The organism is Streptomyces sp. NPDC093600, assembly GCF_044764755.1.
Classification (GTDB): Bacteria; Actinomycetota; Actinomycetes; order Streptomycetales; family Streptomycetaceae; genus Streptomyces.
Window position 1 is genome coordinate 307,109 of the sequence record NZ_JBIWIU010000009.1, and the last position, 13,401, is coordinate 320,509.

At 72.6% G+C, this 13,401-nt stretch carries 12 protein-coding genes; 9 read left to right on the plus strand and 3 right to left on the minus strand.

Annotation, left to right across the window (positions count from 1 at the left end; genetic code table 11):
• Positions 1 to 58: 58 nt before the first annotated feature.
• Complete coding sequence (locus tag ACIRB4_RS23235) at positions 59 to 940, minus strand: hypothetical protein (RefSeq protein ID WP_403293978.1); 882 nt, start codon at positions 938 to 940, stop codon at positions 59 to 61.
• Between the two features lie 40 nt (positions 941 to 980).
• Here ACIRB4_RS23235 and ACIRB4_RS23240 point away from each other — a divergent pair, with 40 nt between their 5' ends.
• The 4 genes from ACIRB4_RS23240 to ilvD all read left to right on the plus strand — a co-directional run bounded on the left by ACIRB4_RS23240 (position 981) and on the right by ilvD (position 5,480).
• Positions 981 to 1,913: a Ppx/GppA family phosphatase gene (locus ACIRB4_RS23240; RefSeq protein ID WP_403293979.1), complete on the plus strand. Its 933-nt coding sequence runs from the start codon at positions 981 to 983 to the stop codon at positions 1,911 to 1,913.
• A gap of 125 nt (positions 1,914 to 2,038) precedes the next feature.
• Positions 2,039 to 2,878, plus strand: coding sequence for a sugar phosphate isomerase/epimerase family protein (locus tag ACIRB4_RS23245; RefSeq protein ID WP_403293980.1), 840 nt, complete (start codon positions 2,039 to 2,041; stop codon positions 2,876 to 2,878).
• Positions 2,875 to 3,486: a TetR family transcriptional regulator gene (locus ACIRB4_RS23250; RefSeq protein ID WP_403293982.1), complete on the plus strand. Its 612-nt coding sequence runs from the start codon at positions 2,875 to 2,877 to the stop codon at positions 3,484 to 3,486. The genes ACIRB4_RS23245 and ACIRB4_RS23250 overlap by 4 nt, the downstream gene beginning before the upstream one ends.
• Before the next feature lie 140 nt (positions 3,487 to 3,626).
• Complete coding sequence (ilvD, locus tag ACIRB4_RS23255) at positions 3,627 to 5,480, plus strand: dihydroxy-acid dehydratase (protein WP_403293983.1); 1,854 nt, start codon at positions 3,627 to 3,629, stop codon at positions 5,478 to 5,480.
• Positions 5,481 to 5,693: 213 nt separating this feature from the next.
• On the opposite strand, the gene ACIRB4_RS23260 is transcribed toward ilvD, so the two are convergent.
• Entirely contained in the window at positions 5,694 to 7,826 is a 2,133-nt protein-coding gene (locus ACIRB4_RS23260; protein WP_403293984.1) for a PQQ-binding-like beta-propeller repeat protein, read from the minus strand.
• A gap of 156 nt (positions 7,827 to 7,982) precedes the next feature.
• Here ACIRB4_RS23260 and ACIRB4_RS23265 point away from each other — a divergent pair, with 156 nt between their 5' ends.
• The 5 genes from ACIRB4_RS23265 to proC all read left to right on the plus strand — a co-directional run bounded on the left by ACIRB4_RS23265 (position 7,983) and on the right by proC (position 11,740).
• A complete protein-coding gene (locus ACIRB4_RS23265; RefSeq protein WP_403293986.1) occupies positions 7,983 to 8,297 on the plus strand; it encodes an SH3 domain-containing protein in 315 nt (104 codons plus the stop codon).
• 33 nt (positions 8,298 to 8,330) lie between these two features.
• Positions 8,331 to 8,876: a hypothetical protein gene (locus tag ACIRB4_RS23270; RefSeq protein WP_403293987.1), complete on the plus strand. Its 546-nt coding sequence runs from the start codon at positions 8,331 to 8,333 to the stop codon at positions 8,874 to 8,876.
• Positions 8,877 to 9,276: 400 nt separating this feature from the next.
• The gene (locus ACIRB4_RS23275) at positions 9,277 to 10,071 is read left to right on the plus strand and encodes an ABC transporter ATP-binding protein (RefSeq protein ID WP_403293988.1); all 795 of its coding nucleotides are present in this window, start codon (positions 9,277 to 9,279) and stop codon (positions 10,069 to 10,071) included.
• Entirely contained in the window at positions 10,068 to 10,805 is a 738-nt protein-coding gene (locus ACIRB4_RS23280; protein WP_403293990.1) for an ABC transporter permease, read from the plus strand. Before ACIRB4_RS23275 ends, ACIRB4_RS23280 begins: the two co-directional genes overlap by 4 nt.
• A gap of 125 nt (positions 10,806 to 10,930) precedes the next feature.
• Positions 10,931 to 11,740 carry a pyrroline-5-carboxylate reductase gene (proC, locus tag ACIRB4_RS23285; protein ID WP_403293992.1) on the plus strand — a complete coding sequence of 270 codons (810 nt, stop codon included), beginning with the start codon at positions 10,931 to 10,933 and terminating at the stop codon, positions 11,738 to 11,740.
• Positions 11,741 to 11,800: 60 nt separating this feature from the next.
• Here proC and trpS read toward each other — a convergent pair whose 3' ends face one another.
• Positions 11,801 to 12,802: a tryptophan--tRNA ligase gene (gene trpS / locus ACIRB4_RS23290; protein ID WP_403293993.1), complete on the minus strand. Its 1,002-nt coding sequence runs from the start codon at positions 12,800 to 12,802 to the stop codon at positions 11,801 to 11,803.
• Between the last annotated feature and the right edge of the window lie 599 nt (positions 12,803 to 13,401).

Sequence of the window (13,401 nt, forward strand, 5' to 3'; positions counted from 1 at the left end):
CGTCGTGACCACGGCAACGTGACCAGCGGCCCGGCCCACCGGCGCCCCGGCTATCGCCCTATCGCACCGGGTCCGCCGGGTGCGGAGCCACCAGCGGCAGCCCGGAGGCGAGCCGGGCCTCGCACAGCTCCACCAGTACGTCGTACGCCGCCTTGCCCATCAGCTCGGTCAGCTCCGGCCGGTACGTCACGTACACCGGCTCCCCGGCCCCGTGCGCCGAGGTCGCCGACGTGCACCACCAGTGCAGGTCGTGCCCGCCCGGACCCCAGCCCCGGCGGTCGTACTCGCCGATCGACACCTGGAGGATCCGGGTGTCGTCCGGCCGGTCGATCCACTCGTAGGTGCGCCGCACCGGCAGCTGCCAGCAGACGTCCGGCTTGGTCTCCAGCGGCTCCTTGCCCTCCTTGAGGGCCAGGATGTGCAGCGAGCAGCCGGCGCCGCCCGCGAAGCCGGGACGGTTCTGGAAGATGCAGGACCCCTCCCAGCGGCGGGTCTGCCGGTCGCCGTCCTCGTCGAGCTGCGTCCAGCCCGTCGCCGTACCGACGTCGTGGAACTGCCACAGCTCCGGGGTGAGCCGGTCCACGTACGAGGCGACCCGCTTCTCGTCGTCCTCGTCGGAGAAGTGGGCGCCCAGCGTGCAGCACCCGTCGTCGGCCCGCCCGGCCTGGATGCCCTGGCAGCCGCTGCCGAAGACGCAGCTCCAGCGCGAGGTCAGCCAGGTCAGGTCGCAGCGGAAGACCTGCTCGTCGTCGGCCGGGTCGGGGAACTCGACCCAGGCACGGGGAAAGTCGAGGCCCTTCTCGTCCGGTTCGGGCGCCTTGCCCTGCTTCTTGGGGTGGAGGAGCGGAAGCTCCTTGGGGGCCTTGCGAGCTTTGGGGGACGGGAGGCCACTGTCGCCGCCACTGGCTTTGTCCGGCTTCGCCTTTTTCGTCTTTGGCACACGACAAGCGTATGCGCGCGGGCGCAGTAGCGTTCCGCCCATGAGACTCGGAGTCCTCGACGTCGGTTCGAACACGGTGCACCTGCTGGTGGTGGACGCCCACCCGGGCGCGCGGCCGCTGCCCGCCCACTCCCACAAGGCGGAGCTGCGTCTCGCCGAACTCCTCGACGAGCGCGGAGCCATCACCCCGAGCGGGATCGAGCGGCTCATCGCCACGGTCACCGACGCGCTCCAGGCGGCCGAGGACAAGGGCTGCGAGGAGGTCCTGCCGTTCGCGACCTCGGCGGTGCGCGAGGCGACGAACGCCGACGCAGTCCTCGCCCTGATCAAGGCGGAGACCGGCGTCGACCTCCAGGTCCTCACCGGCGAGGAGGAGGCACGCCTCACCTTCCTCGCCGCCCGCCGCTGGTTCGGCTGGTCCGCGGGCAAGCTGCTCGTGCTCGACATCGGCGGCGGCTCGCTGGAGATCGCGTACGGCATAGACGAGGAGCCGGACGCGGCCGTCTCGCTGCCCCTGGGGGCGGGGAGGCTGACGGCCGGCTGGCTGCCCGGCGATCCGGCCGAGGCGGCGGACGTGAAGGCGCTGCGTCGCCATGTACGCGCTCAGATCGCCCGTACGGTCGGTGAATTCACCCGCTTCGGCAAGCCGGACCATGTCGTGGCCACCTCCAAGACCTTCAAGCAGCTGGCCCGGATCGCTGGCGCGCCCGGCTCCGGCGAAGGGCTGTACGTCCAGCGCGACCTCACCCGCAAGTCCCTGGAGGAGTGGGTCCCCAAGCTCGCCGCCATGACGGTCCGGGAACGCGCCGGCCTCCCCGGCGTCTCGGAGGGCCGCGCCCCCCAGCTCCTGGCCGGAGCGCTCGTCGCCGAGGGTGCGATGGACCTCTTCGGCGTGGACGACCTGGAGATCTGCCCCTGGGCACTCCGCGAGGGCGTGATCCTGCGCCGCCTGGACCACCTCCCGCCGGAGTAGGCCGCCCTGGACCACCCGCGGGTTGCGCATGGGCGTGCGGTCGCCTCCCCGTAACGGGCCGCGCGGCCCCCGAGTGACCGGAACCGCCTCCACGGTGTCGCGGTCGGCCCCGTACCCTGTCCTTCGTGGCAGAACCAGTGGTGCGCATCCCGGATGCGAAGGTCGCCCTGTCGACGGCCTCGGTCTATCCGGAGTCGACGGCGACGGCCTTCGAGATCGCCGCGCGCCTCGGCTACGACGGTGTCGAGGTCATGGTCTGGACCGACCCCGTCAGCCAGGACATCGAGGCCCTGCGCCGGCTCTCGGACTACCACCAGGTCCCGATCCTCGCCGTCCACGCCCCCTGCCTCCTCATCACCCAGCGCGTCTGGTCCACCGACCCCTGGGTCAAGCTCCAGCGCGCCCAGGCGGCCGCCGAGAAGCTCGGCGCCTCCACCGTCGTCGTGCACCCGCCGTTCCGCTGGCAGCGCCACTACGCCCGCGACTTCGTCACCGGCATCTGGCGGATGGCCGACGAGACCGACGTCCGGTTCGCCGTCGAGAACATGTACCCCTGGCGGTACAAGGACCGCGAGATGCTCGCGTACGCCCCCGAGTGGGACGTCACCAAGGACGACTACCGCCACTTCACGGTCGACCTCTCGCACACCGCGACCGCCCGCACCGACGCCCTCGCCATGGTCGACCGCATGGGCGACCGCCTGGGCCACGTCCACCTCGCCGACGGCAGGGGCTCCGCCAAGGACGAGCACCTGGTCCCCGGCCGCGGCACCCAGCCCTGCGCCGAGGTCCTGGAGCGCCTCGCGCTCACCGGCTTCGACGGCCATGTCGTCATCGAGGTCAACACCCGCCGCGCGATGTCCGCCGCCGAACGCGAGGCCGACCTCGCCGAGGCCCTGGCCTTCACCCGGCTCCACCTCGCCTCGTCGACCGCGACGCCCCGGCGCCGGGTCCCGCGCTCATGACCGGACCGGCCCCGCGCCGGCGCGGCCGCCCCTCCCGTACCGCCGAGGACAGCGGCCCCGGCGCGCGGGAGCGGATCCTGGAGGCGGCCCGCGCGCAGTTCGCCGACCGCGGCTACGACAAGACCTCCGTCCGCGGCATCGCCAAGGCGGCCGGCGTGGACCCGGCGCTGGTGCACCATTACTTCGGTACGAAGGACGAGGTCTTCGCCGCCGCCATCGAGGTCTCCTTCGAGCCCGCTCTCGTCATCCCCGCCGTCCTCGGCGGCCCGCTCGAAGGCATCGGCGAGCGCCTCGCCCGCTACTTCATCGGCGTCTGGGAGAACCCCACGACCCGTGCCCCGCTGCTGGCGATCATCCGCTCCGCCCTCACCCACGAGGCGGCGGCCAAGGTGCTGCGCGGCTTCGTCCTGCGCCGCCTGCTGGAGCGGGTGGCCGCCGACCTGCGCGTACCGGACCCGAAGTTCCGCGCGGAGCTCGCCGCCTCGCAGATGATCGGCGTGGTGATCCTGCGGTACGTCATCCAGGTGGAGCCGCTGGCCTCCGCGGACCCGGAGGAGATCGTGGCCCAGGTGGCTCCGACCCTCCAGCGGTACCTGACGGAAGCCTGAGCGCGAGCCACCGGCCCGCCCGTGCCGCCCCGCTGACCGAAAGCTGAACAACCGGTCCGGCATACGGACACCCTGTCCAGATCTTGGAGCGTCGGCGTACGCTCGAAAGCAAGCACACCCATCACGAGGAGCGAGCGACGATGCCTGAGCTGAGGTCCCGCACTGTCACCCACGGCCGCAACATGGCGGGCGCACGCGCCCTTATGCGCGCCTCCGGTGTACCCGGCGCGGACATCGGCCGGAAGCCGATCATCGCCGTCGCCAACTCCTTCACCGAGTTCGTCCCCGGCCACACCCACCTCCAGCCGGTCGGCCGGATCGTCTCCGAGGCCATCACCGCCGCCGGAGCCATCCCGCGCGAGTTCAACACGATCGCCGTCGACGACGGCATCGCCATGGGCCACGGCGGCATGCTCTACTCCCTGCCCTCCCGCGACCTGATCGCGGACAGCGTGGAGTACATGGTCGAGGCGCACTGCGCCGACGCCCTGATCTGCATCTCCAACTGCGACAAGATCACCCCCGGCATGCTGATGGCCGCCCTGCGCCTCAACATCCCGACGGTCTTCGTCTCCGGCGGCCCCATGGAGTCAGGCAAGGCCACCCTGGTCGACGGCACGGTCCGTACGCTCGACCTGGTCGACGCGATGTCGGAGGCCGTCAACGACAAGATCTCCGACGCGGACATGCTCCGTATCGAGGAGAACGCCTGTCCGACCTGCGGCTCGTGTTCCGGCATGTTCACCGCCAACTCGATGAACTGCCTGACGGAGGCCATCGGCCTCTCCCTGCCGGGCAACGGCTCCGTCCTCGCCACCCACACCGCCCGCAAGGCGCTGTACGAGAACGCCGCCCGCACGGTCGTCGACATCACCCGGCGCTACTACGACGAGGACGACGACTCCGTCCTGCCGCGCTCCATCGCCACCCGCGCGGCCTTCGACAACGCCATGGCCCTCGACATCGCCATGGGCGGCTCGACCAACACGATCCTGCACCTGCTCGCCGCCGCCCAGGAGGCCGAGCTGGAGTACGGCCTGTCCGACATGGACGCGGTCTCGCGCCGCGTGCCGTGCCTGGCCAAGGTCGCCCCGAACGTGGCGCCCGGCGGCACGTACTACATGGAGGACGTGCACCGCGCCGGCGGCATCCCCGCCATCCTGGGCGAGCTGTACCGCGCCGGGCTCCTCAACGAGGACGTCCACACCGTCCACTCCCGCTCCGTCAAGGAGTGGCTGGAGACCTGGGACGTGCGCGGCGGCTCCCCGTCCGAGGAGGCCGTCGAGCTGTGGCACGCCGCCCCCGGCTGCGTCCGCTCCGCGACCGCGTTCTCGCAGTCGGAGCGGTGGGAGAGCCTGGACACGGACGCGGCCGGCGGCTGCATCCGCGACGCGGCCCACGCGTACTCCAAGGACGGCGGTCTCGCGGTCCTGCGCGGCAACCTCGCCGTGGACGGCTGCGTCGTGAAGACGGCCGGTGTCGACGAGTCGATTTGGACCTTCGAGGGTCCGGCCGTCGTCTGCGAGTCGCAGGACGAGGCCGTCCAGAAGATCCTGACGCAGCAGGTCAAGGAGGGCGACGTCGTCGTCATCCGCTACGAGGGCCCCAAGGGCGGCCCCGGCATGCAGGAGATGCTCTACCCGACCTCGTACCTGAAGGGCCGCGGCCTCGGCAAGGCATGCGCTCTGGTCACCGACGGCCGCTTCTCCGGCGGTACGTCGGGTCTCTCGATCGGTCACGCGTCGCCGGAGGCGGCGTCCGGCGGCACGATCGCGCTGGTCGAGGACGGCGACCGGATCCGTATCGACATCCCGAGCCGCTCGATCGAGCTCCTCGTCGACGAGGAGACGCTGGCGGCCCGCCGCGAGGCACTGGGCGGCGTCTACGCCCCGAAGAACCGCGAGCGCAAGGTCTCGGCGGCGCTGCGGGCGTACGCGGCGATGGCGACGAGCGCCGACAAGGGCGCGGTCCGTGACGTGACCCGCCTGGGCTGAGGCGCACGGCGCGCTCCGGGACGCGATCGGGCCGGGTTGAGGCGCACGACGAGGTACGGACGCGATCGGGCCGGGTGGCTCCGTGCGCCGGGGCGCCGCACCCTGAGGGCCGGGGTCCATTTCCCCGCGCCCTGGCCCCGCACCCCGGGGCCGGGGGCCAGCTCCCGCGCCAGCGGTTCACCCCGTGGGCCAGGCCCCCCGCACCCCGGTCCCTCACCAGGCGCCGGGGTCCCGCCCGTCCACGGCGAACACCGATCCGTCGGGCGCGGTCCCGAACACCCGGTCCCCGTACACGACCGGCGCCGGAACCGTGGCCGCGTACCCGAGCCTGCCGTCGCGCAGCCGCGGCTCGGTCTGCCCGAGCAGCGCGCCCCGCGCGGTGTCGACGGCGAGCAGCCGCCCGTCCGACGCGGACAGATAGAGCCGGTCACCGGCGCCGACGACGGGCGCGGAGACGTTCCCGGCGGCGGTCTCCAACTCCCACAGGACACGGCCGCCCGGAGCGGCGGTGTCGAGGGCGACCAGCCGACCGGTCGGCGTGAGGAGATGGACGGTGTCGCCCCGCACGCTGATCCTCGGTTCGTCCATCCGGTACGGCAGCGGGACACGGCGGGCGGACCCCCGCGCCGGGTCGTAGCGGACGACGGCGTCGATCTGCGAGTCGCTGTCGGCTGAGCGCAGGAACAGCGCACCGCCGCCGCCCGTGCCCACGGGCACCAGGTTTCCGTCCAACCGCTTCCCCCAGACGACCTCGCCCGTCTCCGGCCGCAGCGCCCCGAGGAGCGTGTGCGTGCCGCCGGACGCCGTCTCGAACACGGGCAGGAGGCCGGTCGCGGGGTCGTAGGGCCCGAAGCGGGGTGCTTTGAACCCGGGCAGGGCGCGCTGCCAGCGCTGTTCTCCCGTCGCACCGTCGACGGCCCTGACGGCTGCCGAGCCCGCCGGGAAGATCAGGGTGTCTCCGGCGGGCGTGGCGCCACCCGGGCGCGCGCCCCCGGTGTCCCACCCGGGAGCACCCCGCTCCTTCTCGTACGTACGCAGGGTGCCGTCGGCCGTGACGACGCCGACCAGGCCGCCGAACGCGACCGGCGCGGAGACGGCGTGGCCGACGTCGGCCTGCCGTGACCAGAGGACCCGGCCGGTCACCGGGTCGAGGCGGGCCAGGCCGGTGCCGCGGGCCGAGCAGAACAGCGCGCCGCCGGTGGAGGCGCAGGCCGGGGCTGCGGAGGCGCCCCGCTTCTGCAGCGGGGTCTGCCAGCCGGTGAAGACCGCGGCCACCTCGGCCTTGTCGGGAGCGGGCGTGGGGGCGCCGCCGCCCGACCGGAGAGCCACCGTCAGGCCGCCGGCCGCCAGGGCGACGGCGAGCGCGGTCGCGACGACGGGCAGACGGAGCCGCCGGCGGCGCGGGGCCGGCGCCGCGACCCGTACGGGTGTGTCCGCGTCCCAGGACGGCGCGGACCCCGGCCCCGGTTCGGGCAGGGTGAGCGGCCGCCGCTGCGCGGGTATGAACGCCGCCGCCTCGTACGACGGAGGCAGCAGCGCCGCCATGATCTCGGCGGGCGTCGGACGCTCGGCGGGCTCCTTCGCGAGACAGCGCGCGACGAGCGGCGCGAGCTCGGCCGGCACACCCGTCAGGTCCGGCTCGTCGTGGACGACCTGGTACGCCACGATGTACGCGCTGTCGGAGTCGAACGGGCCGTGGCCGGTCGCCGCGTGCACCAGGACGGAGCCGAGCGCGAAGACGTCCGCCGCCGGCCCGACCTCACGGGGCCGCTGGAACTGCTCGGGCGCCATGAAGGGCGGCGACCCGATCAACTTCCCCGTCTCCGTGCGCAGATCGCTGTCCAGGGGCCGGGAGATGCCGAAGTCGATCACCTTGGGCCCGGTGTCGGTGAGCAGTACGTTGCTGGGCTTGAGGTCCCGGTGCACGACCCCCGCCCGGTGGATGTCGCGCAGCGCCTCCGCGAGCCCCGCGGTCAGCCGGCGCAGCTCGGCGGGGGCGAGGGGGCCGTTCCGCTTGACCTGGTCGGCGAGGGTGGGGCCGGGGACGTACAGCGTCGCCATCCAGGGGCGCACGGCGTCGGGATCGGCGTCCACGACGGGCGCGGTGAAGGCACCGCTCACCCGGCGGGCGGCGGCCACCTCCTGGCGGAACCGTGCCCTGAACTCCGGGTCCTCCGCGTACTGCCCGTGGACGACCTTGACGGCGAGCCGCAACCCGGAGGCGGAGGTGGCCAGATGCACCACTCCCATGCCGCCCGCGCCGAGGCAGGCCTGGAGACGGTATTCGCCGGCGTACTCAGGTTCTTCCGCTTCCCGGTCCGCGCCGGTACCGCGCAACGGCGGCATAGCCAACCCCCGTGTGGTTCCCCGTTGTGTTCACGCGCGTGCGCGACGCACGGAGCCTAGTCCATGGTGCCCGCGGGACCGGTGGGGCTTGCTAGCCTGCGCGTCGCAGAGAGTGAATCGCAGCGCAGCGCTTCTGCGCCGACGGGGGAGGACGCCATGGGCGTGGACGAGATGAGCGGATCGACGGTCGCCGCGCAACCGGACGGGGTGACCACGATGAGCGTGACCCGCTACCCGGTGGCCCCGGGCTACCGGGTCAACGTCCGTTCGGGGCCGGGCACGCAGTACCGGATCGTGCGGACGCTCGCCCTCGACGTGCGGGTGGCCATCTACTGCCAGACGCCGGGCGAATGGATCTCCGGCCCGTACGGCACGACCAACATCTGGGACAACATCGCGCCGGGGGAGTTCATCTCGGACGCGTATGTGAAGACGGGCAGCGACGGTTACGTCGCGCGTCGCTGCGGCTGACCCCTTACGGGCCGCCCGGGGATAATCGACCTCGTGAGCGACGACGACCGTACTTTCCGGCCCGAGGAACCCCGCACCCCCAAGGGCGGCGGCACCGACAGCGCCGCCGCCGGGCCGCGGCCGGAGACGATCCGCTTCTTCGGTACGACCTGGGTGGACCACGACGGCCACTACGGACTGCGCCGCGCCGGCCTCGCGGTCGGCGCGCTCGCCGCCGCGGCGGCGGGATGTCTCGTCCTGCGCTTCGGCTACCAAGGGCTGGAGATCGCCGAGGTCGGCGGTTTCGTCAACACCCTCGTGATCGTCATGTTCGCGATCTGCAGCGCGATCGCCTTCCGCAAGACCTGGGAGGGCTTCGTCCGCCGCCCCACCGACCCCGCGCGCGACGAGTCCCTGCGCAGCCTCAAGGCCATCGGCTTCATCGGCTCCCTCCTCGCCTACGCCCTCCGCTGCTTCATGGAGGCCCCCGGCGAAAAGCTCCTCCGCACCGAATACGACACGGCCCGCGCCCGCTACGAGAAGCGCCGCGGCTCCCGCACGGGCAACCCGGCGTCCCGCAAGAAGCAGAAGCGAAAGTAACGAGGACGCCACCGGCCCTGGCCGGGTGCGGAAGGACGGGGCGTCGGCCAGGCCCTGCGGCGGGGGCGGCCCCGTCGGGGCGGGCCCCGCGCGTGTCCCAGCGGGCGACTCCCCAGGGGCGGATTAGGGGCCGCGTGGGCAGGCCCGCAGCGTGGGCGGGCCCGTAAGGGAGGCCAAGCCCCGTTGGGGCTTGCCCCCGCGTGCAGCCCCGCCCGCCGGCCCCCGCGCCGACGCAGGCCCCGCGGTAGCCCCACCGGCAGCCGCCGTCCGGCGCGCCGAGGGCGGACCCTCACGGGCGCAGGCTCCCCCGCCCCGACGCAGGCCCCCGCGTGCACCCTCCGCCGGCGCCCCGCCCCCCAACCGCTTGACGCCCCCCAGCCCCGCGCGCATTATTCATCACATGGTGAATTACTCCGAGCGAGCCGCGGTAGGCGCGATCGTCGCCCGCCGCCTCACCGTCGTCCGCGGCGACCGCACCGTCCTGCGCGGTCTCGACTTCGTCGTCCCACCCGGACAGATCACCGGCCTCCTCGGCCCCTCCGGCTGCGGCAAATCCACTCTCATGCGGGCCGTCGTCGGCACCCAGGGCAAGGTCACCGGCACCCTCGACGTCCTCGGCCACCCCGCCGGCGACGCCGCTCTGCGGTCCCGCGTCGGCTACGTCACCCAGGCGCCGTCCGTCTACGACGACCTCACCGTCGCCCAGAACCTCGACTACTTCGCCTCCGTCCTCCTCCCCGGCCGCGCCCACCGCGACGAGCGCCGCACCGCCGTCGACCGGGCCATCCGGGACGTCGATCTCGACTCGCACGCCGACGCCCTCGCCGGCCGGCTCTCCGGCGGCCAGCGCAGCCGCGTCTCCCTCGCCGTCGCCCTCCTCGGCACCCCCGAGCTCCTCGTCCTCGACGAACCGACCGTCGGCCTCGACCCCGTCCTCCGCCGCGACCTGTGGAACCTCTTCCACCGCATCGCCGCCGACCGCGGCGCGACGATCCTCGTCTCCTCCCACGTCATGGACGAGGCCGAACGCTGCCACCGCCTCCTCCTCATGCGCGAGGGCGAGATCCTCGCCGACGACACCCCCGAGGCCCTGCGCCGCCGCAACGACACCGCCACCGTCGAAGACGCCTTCCTGCACCTCGTCGACGCCGCCGCCGCCCGCGCGGCCGTACACACCGAGGAGGCCCACCGATGAACAGCGCCCGCACCCTCGCCACCGCCGCCCGCGTCCTGCGTCAGCTGCGCCACGACCCCCGCTCGATCGCCCTGATGCTCATCGTTCCGTGCCTGATGCTCCTCCTGCTCCGGTACGTCTTCGACGGAAGCCCGCGCACCTTCGACAGCATCGGCGCCTCGCTGCTCGGCATCTTCCCGCTGATCACCATGTTCCTGGTGACCTCGATCGCCACCCTGCGCGAACGCACCTCCGGCACCCTGGAACGCCTCCTCGCCATGCCCCTCGGCAAAGGCGACCTCATCGCCGGCTACGCCCTCGCCTTCGGCCTCCTCGCCGTCGTCCAGTCGGCCCTCGCCACCGGCCTCGCCCTCTGGCTCCTCGGCCTCGACGTGGTCGGCTCGCCCTGGCTGCTCCTCCTCGTCGCCCTCCTCGACGCCCTCCTCGGCACCGCCCTCGGCCTCTTCGTCTCCGCCTTCGCCGCCTCCGAATTCCAGGCCGTCCAGTTCATGCCGGCCGTGATCTTCCCCCAGCTGCTCCTGTGCGGCCTGTTCACCCCGCGCGACCGGATGCACCCCGTCCTGGAAGCGATCTCCGACGCGCTGCCCATGTCGTACGCCGTCGGCGGCATGAACGAAGTCCTCCGCCACCCCGACGTCACCGGCGCCTTCGTCCGCGACGCGCTCGTCGTGACGGGCTGCGCCCTCCTCGTCCTCGCCCTCGGCGCCGCCACCCTCCGACGCCGCACCGCCTGACCCCCCGCCGCTGACCCCACCGCCTGACCCCATGGCGTGACCGCCCCTCGGACACCTGCCCCGACCGACGGCGCGCGGTGCGAGGATGGCGGCACATACGTACCCACGGCGAGGTGAACAGAGCCATGACCCAGACCGTCGCAGTCCTCGGCACCGGCAAGATCGGTGAAGCGCTCCTCAGCGGCATGATCCGAGCCGGCTGGCGCCCCGCCAACCTCCTGGTCACCGCCCGCCGCACCGAACGCGCCGAGGAACTCCGCTCCCGCTACGGCGTCGAGCCCGTCACCAACGCCGAAGCCGCCAAGCGCGCCGACACCCTCATCCTCGCCGTGAAGCCGCAGGACATGGGGCGCCTCCTCGACGAACTCGCCCCCCACGTCACCGCCGACCGTCTCGTCATCAGCGCCGCCGCGGGTATCCCCACCTCCTTCATCGAGGACCGCCTCGCCGCCGACACCCCCGTCGTCCGCGTCATGCCCAACACCCCCGTCCTCGTCGACGAGGGCATGTCCGTGATCTCGGCCGGCAGCCACGCCACCCTCGAGCACCTCGCCCACGCCGAGGAGATCTTCGGCGGCGTCGGCAAGACGCTGCGCGTCCCCGAGTCCCAGCAGGACGCCGCCACCGCCCTCTCCGGCTCGGGACCGGCCTACTTCTACTTCCTCGTCGAAGCCATGACCGACGCCGGCATCCTCCTCGGCCTGCCCCGCGCCCAGGCCCACGACCTGATCGTCCAGGCCGCCATCGGCGCCGCCGTGATGCTCCGCGACAGCGGCGAGCACCCGGTCAAGCTCCGGGAGGCCGTGACCTCCCCGGCCGGCACCACCATCAGCGCCATCCGCGAGCTGGAGAACCACGGCGTACGCGCGGCACTGATCGCCGCCCTGGAGGCCGCCCGCGACCGCAGCCGCGAACTCGCCTCCGGCAACGGCTGACCGACCGCGACCCGCCGGGGTCCCCGAACCCCGGCGGCCGCTCCCTTCCCCTACGTCCTGTCACCCGGCCGGCAACAGCCCGACCGCCCGGTAGGCGCTGTCCACCACCGGCCGCGCCATCCCCCGGGCCCGCTCGGCCCCCTCCTTCAGCACCTGATCCACATGTCCCGGATCGGCCGCCAGCTCCGCGTGCCGCTCCCGCACCGGCCTCAGCAGCTCGACCACCGCGTCCGCCGTGTCCTTCTTCAGGGATCCGTACGACTCGTACGCACCGGCCAGCGCCTCCGGATCCCCACCCGTCGAAGCGGCCAGCACATCGAGCAGGTTCGCGACGCCCGGCCTGGCCTCCCGGTCGTACTCCACCTCGCGCCCGCTGTCGGTCACCGCCCGCATGATCTTCCGCCGGACCGTGTCCGCGTCGTCCAGCAGATAGACGATCCCCGCCGTGTTCTCGTGCGACTTCCCCATCTTCGACCGCGGGTCCTGCAGATCCATGACGCGCGCCGCCACCGCGGGAGACGTCGCCTTGGGCACGGTGAACACATGCCCGTACCGCTGGTTGAACCGCACCGCCAGGTCCCGGGTCAGCTCCACATGCTGCCGCTGGTCCTCACCCACCGGCACCTCGTCCGTCCGGTACGCGAGGATGTCGGCCGCCATCAGCACCGGGTACGTCAGCAACGACAGCCGCACACTCTCCCCGGTGGCCCGCGCCCGCTCGCCCTTCTCCTTGTACTGGATCATCCGCCGCAGCTCGCCGTCCGTGGCCGTGCACTCCAGCAGGTACGACAGCCTGGTGTGCTCATCCACGTGACTCTGTACGAAGACGGTGCACAGCTTCGGATCGAGCCCGGCCGCCAGCAACAACGTGGCCGCCTGCCGACTGAGCCGGCGCACCCGCGCCGGATCGTGCTCCACCGTCAGAGCGTGCAGATCGACGACGCTGAAGAGCGCGTCCGCCGCGTACTGGTCGACCTCCACCCACTGCCGTACGGCTCCGAGGTAGTTGCCCAGCGTCAGATGCCCGGTCGGCTTGACCCCACTGAAGATCCGCTTCCTCATGCGTTCTCTCCCTCACTCCTGGTTCGGTGCTGCTCGTGGTCGGAGACGACCGCCGGCTCGACGGCCGGCACCCGGAGGGGGATACGCGAACGGCCGCCGAGGCGGCGGCCGCTGACTGCATGCGTGTGCGCGGCCGCCGTCAGGCGGCCCACCACTGGAGGGTGCGCGCATGCGTAGTCATGCGGAGAGAGTACGCCTCAGGCCCCGGGTTGACATGGGTTTGGCCGATCCGTAGTGTTCTCCGAGTTGTCCGACGTGAGCACCGACCCCGGTCGGCCCCGGACAGCCATTCCGCAAGAACCACTCAAGCCGACGGCACTTCTCCGTGCCGTTCTGCTTTCCGTGCGTTTCTGCGAAATGAGGAATCCGTGTTCGAAGGTTTGAGCACGAGCCGCCCGATTAGCGTCGGCGGCGGGGAATCCGCTAAAGTCTCACTCGTCGGAACGGCCCAACAGCCGGGAAGGCAACCCACTCTGACTGGGAATCAGGCCCGAAAGGATCTGGTAGAGTCGGAACCGCCGGAAAGGGAAACGCGAAAGCGAAGAACGGACCGGCAGCCCGCTCCAGCGGGTGGCGGAAACGGAAAACGGATCTGCTAA

Coding starts and splice junctions, on each gene's coding strand:
- ACIRB4_RS23265 (WP_403293986.1), top strand. CDS start 7,983: ATGGGCGTGGACGAGATGAGCGGATCGACGGTCGCCGCGCAACCGGAC.
- ACIRB4_RS23280 (WP_403293990.1), top strand. CDS start 10,068: ATGAACAGCGCCCGCACCCTCGCCACCGCCGCCCGCGTCCTGCGTCAG.
- ACIRB4_RS23240 (WP_403293979.1), top strand. CDS start 981: ATGAGACTCGGAGTCCTCGACGTCGGTTCGAACACGGTGCACCTGCTG.
- proC (WP_403293992.1), top strand. CDS start 10,931: ATGACCCAGACCGTCGCAGTCCTCGGCACCGGCAAGATCGGTGAAGCG.
- ACIRB4_RS23250 (WP_403293982.1), top strand. CDS start 2,875: ATGACCGGACCGGCCCCGCGCCGGCGCGGCCGCCCCTCCCGTACCGCC.
- ilvD (WP_403293983.1), top strand. CDS start 3,627: ATGCCTGAGCTGAGGTCCCGCACTGTCACCCACGGCCGCAACATGGCG.
- trpS (WP_403293993.1), bottom strand. CDS start 12,802: ATGAGGAAGCGGATCTTCAGTGGGGTCAAGCCGACCGGGCATCTGACG.
- ACIRB4_RS23275 (WP_403293988.1), top strand. CDS start 9,277: ATGGTGAATTACTCCGAGCGAGCCGCGGTAGGCGCGATCGTCGCCCGC.
- ACIRB4_RS23260 (WP_403293984.1), bottom strand. CDS start 7,826: ATGCCGCCGTTGCGCGGTACCGGCGCGGACCGGGAAGCGGAAGAACCT.